Source organism: Arthrobacter sp. BPSS-3 (assembly GCF_044628475.1).
GTDB lineage: Bacteria > Actinomycetota > Actinomycetes > Actinomycetales > Micrococcaceae > Arthrobacter.
Genome location: NZ_JBIMMV010000012.1, coordinates 64,111 through 73,892, shown reverse-complemented (window position 1 = coordinate 73,892; position 9,782 = coordinate 64,111). Strand labels below are relative to the sequence as shown.

Here is a 9,782-nt window from a genome sequence, read left to right as displayed (position 1 = left end):
CGTCGCCCAGGAACTCAACGGCCGCCCACGCAAAACGCTCGGCTGGGATACCCCGGCCGAGCGTCTGCGTGATTTACTACTAGCTACCTAGCCACCAGCAGTGTTGCAACGACCACTAGAAACCGCCCGTGGGGAACGGCCGCCGTCGTGGTTGCTGCGGGTGGACTACTTGGCGTCCGCCGGCTTGGGGGCCGGGGTGGCCGCGGCCACGAACGCGCCGCGCGGGTTGTCCAGGTCCATCAGCTGAGTGGTGTCGCGGCCCAGGAAGAGCTGCCAGAACCAGCCGGAGATCACGCGGATCTTGCGCTCGACCGTGGGCATCGCCAGGCCGTGGTAGCCGCGGTGGGCGAGCCAGGCGAGCGGGCCCTTGAGGCCGATGCGGCCGATCAGGTTGATGTTCGCGACGCCTTTCCATTCGCCGAAGCCGGCGACGGCGCCCAGGTTCTTGTGCTTGTAGTCCTTGAGCTCCTTGCCCCAGCGGGAGGCCCACAGGTTCTTGGCGAGGCGTTTGGCCTGGCGCAGCGCGTGCTGGGCGTTGGGGACGCAGGTGCCGTCCGGGAGGCCCTTGCCCGTGAGGTCGGGCACGGCCGCGACGTCACCGGCGGCCCAGGCGTTCTCGATGATGCCTTCGTCGCCGGCGATGCGCAGGTCCGGGAGGACGCGCACGCGGCCGCGGGGCTCGAGCGGGAAGTCGGTGGAGCGGACCATCGGGTTGGCCTGCACACCGGCGGTCCAGACGAGGGTGTCCGACTCGAACTCCTGCGCGGGGGTCTTGTCCGGCAGGTTGATCAGCTTGATGGCGCCCTCGGCGTTGTCCAGCGAGGTGTTCAGCAGCACCTCGATGCCGCGGCTGCGCAGGTGCTCGACGACCCACTCGGCCTGCTGGGCGGTGACCTCGGGCATGATGCGGCCCATGGCCTCGACCAGCACGAAGCGGATTTCTTCCTGCTTGACGCGCGGGTTCTTCTTGACCGCGGCGCGGGCCAGGTCTTCCATTTCGGTGATGCACTCGATGCCGGCGAAGCCGCCGCCGACGACGACGAAGGTCAGGGCGCGGGCGCGCTCGACCGGGTCGGTCATCAGGGAGCCGGTCTCGATCCGCTCGAGGACGCTGTTGCGCAGGGCGACGGCTTCCTCGATGGTCTTCAAGCCGATCCCCTTGTCCGCGAGGCCCTTGATCGGGAAGGTGCGGGTGATGGCGCCGGCGGCCAGGACGACGTCGAAGTACGGGATCTCGAAGTTCTCGCCGCCGTCGGCCGGGGCGACCACGGCGGTGCGGTTGGCGTGGTCGATCGAGAGGACGCGGCCCTCGATGAGCTCGGTCTGGGTCAGGTGCCGGCGGTGCGAAACGACCGCGTGGCGTGCCTCGATGTTGCCGCCGGCAACCTCCGGCAGGAACGGCTGGTAGGTCATGTAGGGCAGCGGGTCGACGACGGTGACGATGCCACCGGCGTTTGCGATCTTCTTCTGCAGTTTGAGGGCTACGTACAGGCCGACGTACCCGCCGCCGACGACGAGTACCCTGGGACGGTCCTGGAGCTGAGGAGTGGATGCCATGGGTCCAGAATACCGCACTTTGTGAAAACCTTCACTAACTATTCGGGGCTATGACGTCGTCCGGCTCCGGGACCGTGGCGGCGGCCTCCGTGGCGCTCCCCCGAACCGCCCGGCGGAGCTGGATGGCCGCCCCGGCGATGATGCAGACGATCAATCCGCCGAAGCCCAGGACCACCAGCGCGGGCACGGCGGTATCCGCCGGGGACGGTGCCTGGGCCACCGGGACCGAGGGCTCCGGCAGGGCCGGCGCGGCATTGGAGGGCGGGGGCGCGGCGGCCGGCGCCGAGGTCGCTGGAATGCCCCGCCGGTGCACGCGGATCCAGTCGGAGATGGTGCCCAGCGGGTTCACCGTGGTTTCGGGGACGTCGGCCTTCAACGCCGCCTCGGCATTGAGCACCCCGTAGCCGTAGAGCGGGTCCTTGCCGGGGGCGCCGGAGTCCTTGGCGGTGCTGACGATCCGGTTGATCACCTGGCTGGCGGTCATGTCCGGCCATTTGGAGCGGATCAGGGCGGCGACGCCGGCGACGATCGGGGTGGCACCGGAGGTTCCGGCCCACTCGGCGTAGCCGCCGCCGGGCAGCCCGCCAATGAGGTTCTCGGCCGGGGCGGCGACGCCGATGCTGATGCCCTGGGAGGAGGAGTCGATGCTGGCGGCGCCCTTCCGGTCCAGTCCGGCCACTGTCAGCACACCGGGAATCGTGGCAGGGGCGCCGACCTGGACGTTGCCGCCCACGCGGTTGCCGGCCGCCGCGACGATGACGACGTCCTTTTGTTCGGCGTAGAGGAACGCCGCGTCCCAGCTCTGCGGCCATTCCGGGGAGGTGCTGCCGAGGGAGATGTTGATGACCCGGGCACCGTTGTCCACGGCCCAGCGCACGGCGGCCGGGATCTGGTCCTGGTCGCTCTTACCGCCGGGGTTGGCCGAGCCGAGCCAGGTGGAGACGGAGAGGATCTGGGCCTCGGGTGCGACGCCGACGATCCCGTCCGGTCCCGGCCCGGAGGCGGTGGAACTCGGGCTGGGCGAGGGCGCGTCGGTGGCCGGGGCAGGCTGGTGGCCGCGGCCGGCGAGCATCGTGGCTACCAGGGTGCCGTGTTCGGGCTTGGCCCCGATGCTTTTCTGCCCGTCGGGCGCCCCGGCACCGGAGATGTCCGTTCCGCCGGCCAGCGCGCCGGCGAGGTCGGCGTGCTTGCCGTCCACGCCGCTGTCGATCACGGCCACCTTCACGCCGGCGCCCTTGGAGACCTCCCAGGCCTTGGTGATGCCGGATTCGGCGAGCCAGTATTCCTTATCCCGCGTGCTGTCGGCGACGGCGGCCGGGGCCACCGTCAGGGTGGCTGCGGCACTGGCGCCGGCGAGGGCCACGGCAATCAGGGCTGAGACGGTCCGGCTCAGCCGGGCTGGTGCTCTGGTCATTCGGGTCCAATCGGCGCTTCGACTGCCGGAGCCGCAGCGTGGCGCACGGCGCTAGCTGATGCTCAGGGCAATTCCGTCAAGAATATCGTGTTCGCTGGTCACGGCCGTGGTGATGACGCCGCCGGTGGCCTCCGCCATCCGTTCGGCAATCCGGCGCCACACGAGTCCGCCGGCGCCGATCACGTCCACGCGGCCTGGGTGCATATAGGGCAGCGCTGCCCGGTTCTCCCGCGGCATGTCCAGCAGCGAGGTGCAGGCGGCGCGCACGGCGTCCAGTCCCAGTTCGGTGCCGTGGATCGCGTCCGCGGAGTATTCCGGCAGCTTCAGGGCGTGGGCGGTGATAGTGGTGACGGAGCCCGCGACGCCGATCAGGGCGGTGGCCCGTTTCAGCGGCACGGTCCGGGCGGCCTCGTCAATGGCAGCGTCGACGTCGGCGGTGGCGGCGGCGACCTGGTCCGCGGTGGGCGGATCGGCCTTGAGGTGCCGCTCGGTCATCCGGACGCAGCCGACGTCGACCGAGCGCGCGGCGATGACGCCGTCGGCGTTGCCGAGGACGAATTCGCTGCTGCCGCCGCCGAGGTCGACGACGAGGACGGGGTCGGTTCCGCGGAAGGGCAGCACGCTGCTGGCGCCGGCGAAGGACAGCGCGGCCTCCTCGTCGCCGGAGATGACCTCGGGCTCGACGCCGAGGAGTTCGCGGACGCCGTCGATGAAGACCTGGCGGTTCCGGGCGTCGCGGGTGGCCGAGGTGGCGACGAAGCGCACGCTCGTGGCGTCATGCCGGCGGATCAGCCCGGCATAGTCGGCGGTGGCGGCGAGGGTGCGCTCGAGCGCCTCGGGCGCGAACTCCCCCGTGGCGTCGACGCCCTGGCCCAGGCGGACCACCCGCATCTCACGCACGATGTCGGTGAGCTTGGGCGCGGCCGGATCGGTGGTGTCGACGTCGGCGATCAGGAGGCGGATGGAGTTGGTGCCGCAGTCGATGGCGGCGACGCGGCTCACTGGGCCGCCCCGTCGGTCGCGCCGGCTGCAGAAGCACCGGAGGCGTCGGAGCTTTCGGCCCGGTTCTTGCGCACGGGTGCCGGCCGGCCGACGATGTCGGGCAGGCCCTGCGGGCCGTGGCGGCTCAGGTCCCGGCTGGGGGCCTCGCCGGCGGTGTCCCAGGCGCCGTCGCAGTAGCAGCGGTCCCGCGTCCACCATTCGGCGATCGCGTCGATGGCCTCGTCGCCGAGGGGGTTGACGCCGGGACCGGCGGCCAGGGAGTGGCCCACCAGGACGTGCAGGCATTTAACCCGGGTGGGCATCCCGCCGGCGGAGACGCCGTCGATCTCGGGGACCGGGCCGGTGCCCGAACGTTCGCCGATCTCGGCGCGGGACTGAAGGTAGGCCTCGTGGGCGGAGCGGTACCGGTCCGCGAGCTCTGCGTCTTCGACGAGCCGGTCGTTCATCTCGTTCATCAGGCCGGCGGCTTCGAGCCGGGACACGGCCGAGGTGATGACCGGGTGCGTCAGGTAGAAGGTGGTGGGGAACGGGGTGCCGTTGCTCAGCCGCGGGGAGGTGGCGGCGACCAGGGGGTTGCCGCAGACGCAGCGGGCGGGGATCTCGACGACGTCGCGCACCGGCCGGCCCAGCTGGCGGCTGAGGACGTCGAGGTCCCGGGCCGTCGGGGTGCGGTGGTCCGCGGCGGAGCCGCCGGTTCCGGACTGGGGGGCGTCCACTCGGTTCTGGTCCACGGGTGCGGCACCTTCCTGCCCTGTTGGGAGGACCGGGTCCGGTGCTCCGGCGGCGGGCGCCGCTTTTAGTCTGTTGCTGATCGGCGGATGGATTCCCAGAGGGAGTCCACCCACGGCAGGGTTTCCTGGCTGTCGCCGCTGGTCGCGGCGGCGCCGGTGGCCGGGGTGTCGGCGGGAATGTCGCTGCCGAACACCCAGTACCCGGTTTCGCCGGGCATAACCATGTTAATCCGGTCGCGGGCCTGCTGTTTGACGAAGTTGGGGTCCTGCCAGCGTGAAATCTGCCGCTTCAGGTCCGCCTGCTTGGCCTGGCTGGCGGTGATGTCCGCCTGGAGGCCGGCGATTTCGGAGCGTTTCTCGAGGAAGATCTTGACCGTGGGGGCCAGCAGGATGGTGATGGCCACCATGACCAGGGCCAGCGCCAGCATCCGGCCGGAGAAGGCCTTGGCGGGGACTGGGTCGGTGCTGTCCGTGACGCGCTCGACGACGGGCTTGCTTACCGGCGTCGTGCCGGACGGGCCCTTGGGGGTGCCGGCAGCGGGGCGGGACGCGGGGGCGCCCGGTGTCGCGGCTGCGGTGGCGCCGTTGGCGGTCCGGCCCGGGGCGGGGTGTGCGGTGCGGCTGGTGCCCGGTCCGGGGACCTGCGACGGGGCGTGGGCCTGGCGGGATCCGCCGAAGTCGGCCCGGATCACGTCGCCGCCGTCGGGCTCCCCCCGGCCGGCGGCCGGTGCAGTAGCTGCCGGCGCGGCTGCCCTGGGAACTTTGGGACGGCGGGTTGCCATGTCACTCCTTCACAACTGGCCGGCACATTGGCCGGACCGGGGGCCAGCGCCGGCCGGCCAAAACAGAACCGGTGGCCATGGTTCTTTCCACCATAGCCACCGGTCACTGGTTTTTGCGGGTACTAGCCCTTGAAACGCGGGAAGGCGCTGCGGCCGGCGTAGCGTGCGGCGTCGTCCAGCTCCTCCTCGATGCGCAGGAGCTGGTTGTACTTGGCGACGCGCTCGGAGCGGGCCGGGGCGCCGGTCTTGATCTGGCCGGCGTTGGTGGCCACGGCGATGTCCGCGATGGTGGTGTCCTCGGTCTCGCCGGAGCGGTGGGAGGTGATGGTGGTGTACCCGTTGCGCTGGGCCAGGGAGACGGCGTCCAGGGTCTCGGTCAACGAACCGATCTGGTTGACCTTGACGAGCAGGGAGTTGGCGGTCTTGGCGTCGATGCCGGTCTGCAGGCGCTCCGGGTTGGTGACGAAGAGGTCGTCGCCGACGATCTGGACCTTGTCCCCGATGCTGTCGGTGAGGGTCTTCCAGCCTTCCCAGTCGTTCTCGTCCAGCGGGTCTTCGATGGAGACCAGCGGGTAGTCGGCGACCAGTTCGGCGTAGTAGGCGCTCATTTCGGCGGAGCTCAGGGTCTTGCCCTCGAACTCGTAGGAGCCGTTCTTGAAGAACTCGGAGGAGGCGACGTCCAGGGCCAGGGCCACGTCCTTGCCGGGGGTGTACCCGGCGTTCTTGATGGCTTCCTGGATCAGGTCCAGGGCGGCGCGGTTGGAGGGCAGGTTCGGGGCGAAGCCGCCCTCGTCGCCCAGGCCGGTGGCCAGGCCCTTGGACTGCAGCACGGCCTTGAGCGCGTGGTAGACCTCGACGCCCCAGCGGAGGCCCTCGGAGAAGGTCTCGGCGCCCAGCGGGACGACCATGAATTCCTGGATGTCGACGTCGGAGTCGGCGTGCGAGCCGCCGTTGAGGATGTTCATCAGCGGCACGGGCAGGACGTGGGCGTTCGGGCCGCCCAGGTACTTGTACAGCGGCAGGTCTGCGGAGGCGGCGGCGGCGTTGGCCACGGCCAGGGAGACGCCCAGGATGGCGTTGGCGCCGAGCTTGCCCTTGTTGGCGGTGCCGTCGAGGTCGATCATGGCCTGGTCGATGCTGCGCTGGTCCGTGGCGTCGAAGCCGATCAGGGCCGGGGCGATCTGGTCGATGACGGCGTCGACGGCCTTCTGGACACCCTTGCCGAGGTAGCGGCCCTTGTCGCCGTCGCGCAGTTCCACCGCCTCGTGCTCGCCGGTGGAGGCGCCGGAGGGAACCGCCGCGCGGCCGATCTGGCCGTCGGAGAGCAGGACTTCAACTTCTACGGTCGGGTTGCCGCGGGAATCGAGGATCTCGCGGGCGTGGATGGCATCGATAAGCGCCATGGAAATGCTCCTTTGGGTGAAGCGGTGTGTTGGGTATCTGACTGCTGGAAACTCAGGGGTGGTCAAGCCGTCGTGGACGTCCTCGTCACCCCCTAGCCTAGTCCAGAGGGGCCGGGGTTACGGAAAGTTATTAAGTCCCGGCTACGTCCCGGGACGGGGTGCCCCGGCGGCGGGATCCGGGGGCGCGGTCCCGCCCGCGGCGGCGGCCTGGAAGCGGCGGTTGGCGGCCCGGAGCGCCCGTTCGGCGTCCAGCCCCCGGGCCCGGGCGGCGGCCACCATGGCGAACAGGGCCTCGCCCAGCTCCTCCTCGGTGTGGGGATCGGGCGCGGGTTCGGTTCCGGTTCGGGTTCCACGTGGTTCGGGCACGACGGCGGCCGGCCGGGCGGGCAGGCCGGCCCGCTCCGCGCGGTCGAGCAGCTTCTGTGTCAGGGCCAGGGCGGGCAGCGCAGCCGGGACGCCGTCGAAGGCGTGGCCGAGCCCGGACTTCTCCGCCCGCTTCACCGCGTCCCAGGTCTGCACGATCTCCTCTACCGTGGCGGGGAAGGTGTCCTGCAGGGTGCCGTCGGGACGGAAGACGTGCGGGTTGCGGCGGATCATCTTCTCCCGCAGGCCGCGGGCGACGTCGACGAAGTCAAAGGCGCCGCGTTCCTCGGCCAGCCGGGCGTGCAGCACCACCTGGAGCAGCACGTCGCCCAGCTCGGCGCGGAGTTCGGCGTCTCCGTGCCCGCCCTCGATGGTTTCCGCCGTCTCGAAGGCCTCCTCGAGGAGGTACTCCACGAGGGAGTCGTGGGTGAGGGCGCCCATCCAGGGGCAGTGGAGTCGCAGCTGGGCGATCACGTCCAGGAGCGCCCCCACTGCCCCGGAAGGAGCGGCCTCGGGGTTGCTAGCCAAGGTCGGCGTAGGCCTCGTTGATGTACTCGACCAGGGCTTCCTTCTCCTCCAGCGGGAGGAAGGCGGCCTCGGCGGCGTTGAGGGTGAGTTCCAGCAGGTCGTCGAGGTCGTAGTCGAAGGTTTCCACCAGCAGTTCGAACTCGTCGGTGAGGGTCACGCCGCTCATCAGTCGGTTATCGGTGTTGATGGTGACGTTGAAGCCCAGCTGGTAGAGCATGTCCACGGGGTGGCTCTCGATGCCCTCGCCGAAGCCGGAGATGGCGCCGGTCTGCAGGTTGGAGGACGGGCAGATTTCCAGGGCGATGCCCCGGTCGCGCACCCAGCCGGCGAGGTCGCCGAGGGTGACCATGCCGATGGTGTCGGGAACCTCGTCGCCCTCGGTCCCGTCGCTCTCCGCTTCCTCGAATTCGATGCTGACGTCCTCGGCGATCCGGACGCCGTGGCCCAGGCGGAGGGCGCGGCCGTCCACCAGGGCGGACTGGATGCTTTCCAGGCCGGCGGCCTCGCCGGCGTGCACGGTGGCCGGGAAGTTGTGCTGGGCCAGGTAGGTGAAGGCGTTCTTGAACCGGGAGGGCAGGAAGCCGTCCTCGGCGCCGGCGATGTCGAAGCCGACGGCGCCCTGGTGGCGGTGGCGGACGGCGAGTTCGGCGATTTCCTGGCTGCGGTCGGCGTGGCGCATGGCGGTGATCAGCTGGCCCACCTGGATCTCGCGGCCGGTTTCGGAGACGGCCTCCACGCCGGCGTCGAGCCCGGCCTGGACCGCTTCGACGACCTCGTCCAGGGTCAGTCCCCGCTGCAGGTGCTGCTCGGGTGCCCAACGCACCTCGCCGTAGACGACGCCGTCGTCGGCCAGGTCCTCGACGAATTCCTTGGCGACCCGGAAGAGGCCCTCCTTGGTCTGCATCACGGCGATGGTGTGGTCGAAGGTCTCGAGGTAGCGGACGAGCGAACCGGAGTCGGCGGACTCCCGGAACCACTCCCCCAGCGCCACGGGATCGGTGGAGGGCAGGGTGTGCCCGACCTCGGCGGCCAGGTCGATGATGGTGGCCGGACGCAGTCCGCCGTCCAGGTGGTCGTGGAGGGAAACCTTCGGCAGGACCTTCAGGTCGAACTCGAGGTCAGGGGCATCGTCAGCAATAGTCTCAGTCACGCTCCCACCATAGGGTCGGACGGCGCCGCGGCGCTACTTCCGCGAGGCGTCGCTTGGCGTGTGCCGGGCGGGGGCCCCGGCCTCGTGTGCGGGCTTCGGTGCGCCGTCGTGAGCGGACTCCGGTGCAGCCTCGCCGGCAGCCTCGTCGCGGCGGCCCAGGCGCTTGTGCCACCAGCGCAGCGCGTGGTCCACGACAACGCCGAGCACGATCGCGAAGACGACGGCGATTCCGGCGCTGAGCAGCGGGTTGTGGTGCAGCCACGGGAAGGAGCTGGCGAGCAGTCCGATGCCCAGCGAGTACACCACCCAGGTCAGGCAGGCGAAGGCGTCGAGCAGGAAGAAGCGGCGGTGCGGGAAGCCCGTGGTGCCGGCGACGTAGTTGACGGCGACGCGTCCCCAGGGAATGTAGCGGGCGGTGAAGATCAGCACGGCGCCACGCTTTTCGAGCTCGTACCGGGCCCAGGCGAAAACGCGCTGCACCTTGGGCTTGCGCATCCAGCGGAAGCGTTCCAGCCCGATCCGGCTTCCCAGCAGGTAGGCCATGTTGTCGCCGGCGATCGCACCGACCAGGGCCGTGAGGCCGAGGATCCAGAGGTTGGGCTCACCGCTGTGCCGTGAGTACGCGGCGAGGGCCACGATCAGGGTCTCGCTGGGCACCACCATCGCGAAGCCGTCGACAAAGAAGAAAACCAGCAGGAGGGGGTAAATCCACCATTGGCCGGCAGCATGGAGCACGGCCTCATTAATGAACTCCACGCGGGCTGTGCTCCTCGGAAACTGAACGGGTGCGGACAACGGAAAGGGTGCGGAACGGGAGGCGTCTCACGCCGTCGTCGACGGGGTGATGTGCAT

The 9,782-nt window shown here is 70.3% G+C and carries 9 protein-coding genes; all 9 read right to left on the bottom strand.

The genetic code is table 11. The features are described from left to right. Positions 1 to 165: 165 nt before the first annotated feature. Complete coding sequence (locus ACFVY3_RS16180; protein ID WP_364136810.1) at positions 166 to 1,557, bottom strand: FAD-dependent oxidoreductase; 1,392 nt, start codon at positions 1,555 to 1,557, stop codon at positions 166 to 168. 34 nt (positions 1,558 to 1,591) lie between these two features. Continuing rightward, positions 1,592 to 2,971, bottom strand: coding sequence for a S8 family serine peptidase (locus tag ACFVY3_RS16175; RefSeq protein ID WP_400160493.1), 1,380 nt, complete (start codon positions 2,969 to 2,971; stop codon positions 1,592 to 1,594). Positions 2,972 to 3,022: 51 nt separating this feature from the next. Further along, positions 3,023 to 3,973: an exopolyphosphatase gene (locus ACFVY3_RS16170; protein WP_400160492.1), complete on the bottom strand. Its 951-nt coding sequence runs from the start codon at positions 3,971 to 3,973 to the stop codon at positions 3,023 to 3,025. Beyond that, complete coding sequence (locus ACFVY3_RS16165) at positions 3,970 to 4,704, bottom strand: DUF501 domain-containing protein (RefSeq protein WP_400160491.1); 735 nt, start codon at positions 4,702 to 4,704, stop codon at positions 3,970 to 3,972. The genes ACFVY3_RS16170 and ACFVY3_RS16165 overlap by 4 nt, the downstream gene beginning before the upstream one ends. A 65-nt stretch (positions 4,705 to 4,769) precedes the next feature. After that, the gene (locus ACFVY3_RS16160; RefSeq protein ID WP_400160490.1) at positions 4,770 to 5,486 is read right to left on the bottom strand and encodes a septum formation initiator family protein; all 717 of its coding nucleotides are present in this window, start codon (positions 5,484 to 5,486) and stop codon (positions 4,770 to 4,772) included. Positions 5,487 to 5,608: 122 nt separating this feature from the next. Beyond that, on the bottom strand, positions 5,609 to 6,889 hold the full coding sequence (gene eno, locus ACFVY3_RS16155; RefSeq protein ID WP_364136802.1) for a phosphopyruvate hydratase: 1,281 nt from the start codon (positions 6,887 to 6,889) through the stop codon (positions 5,609 to 5,611). A gap of 141 nt (positions 6,890 to 7,030) precedes the next feature. Next, the gene (locus tag ACFVY3_RS16150) at positions 7,031 to 7,693 is read right to left on the bottom strand and encodes a MazG nucleotide pyrophosphohydrolase domain-containing protein (RefSeq protein WP_400160496.1); all 663 of its coding nucleotides are present in this window, start codon (positions 7,691 to 7,693) and stop codon (positions 7,031 to 7,033) included. Between the two features lie 79 nt (positions 7,694 to 7,772). Continuing rightward, positions 7,773 to 8,930 (bottom strand): adenosine deaminase, encoded by a 1,158-nt coding sequence (locus ACFVY3_RS16145; RefSeq protein ID WP_400160489.1) that lies wholly within the window; start codon positions 8,928 to 8,930, stop codon positions 7,773 to 7,775. 33 nt (positions 8,931 to 8,963) lie between these two features. Further along, entirely contained in the window at positions 8,964 to 9,686 is a 723-nt protein-coding gene (locus ACFVY3_RS16140; protein ID WP_400160488.1) for a DedA family protein, read from the bottom strand. Positions 9,687 to 9,782 lie beyond the last annotated feature (96 nt).

Bases quoted from the DNA above. Each gene is read 5' to 3' on its own strand.
- ACFVY3_RS16180 (WP_364136810.1), bottom strand. From the start codon at position 1,557: ATGGCATCCACTCCTCAGCTCCAGGACCGTCCCAGGGTACTCGTCGTC.
- ACFVY3_RS16175 (WP_400160493.1), bottom strand. From the start codon at position 2,971: ATGACCAGAGCACCAGCCCGGCTGAGCCGGACCGTCTCAGCCCTGATT.
- ACFVY3_RS16160 (WP_400160490.1), bottom strand. From the start codon at position 5,486: ATGGCAACCCGCCGTCCCAAAGTTCCCAGGGCAGCCGCGCCGGCAGCT.
- eno (WP_364136802.1), bottom strand. From the start codon at position 6,889: ATGGCGCTTATCGATGCCATCCACGCCCGCGAGATCCTCGATTCCCGC.
- ACFVY3_RS16150 (WP_400160496.1), bottom strand. From the start codon at position 7,693: ATGGGCGCCCTCACCCACGACTCCCTCGTGGAGTACCTCCTCGAGGAG.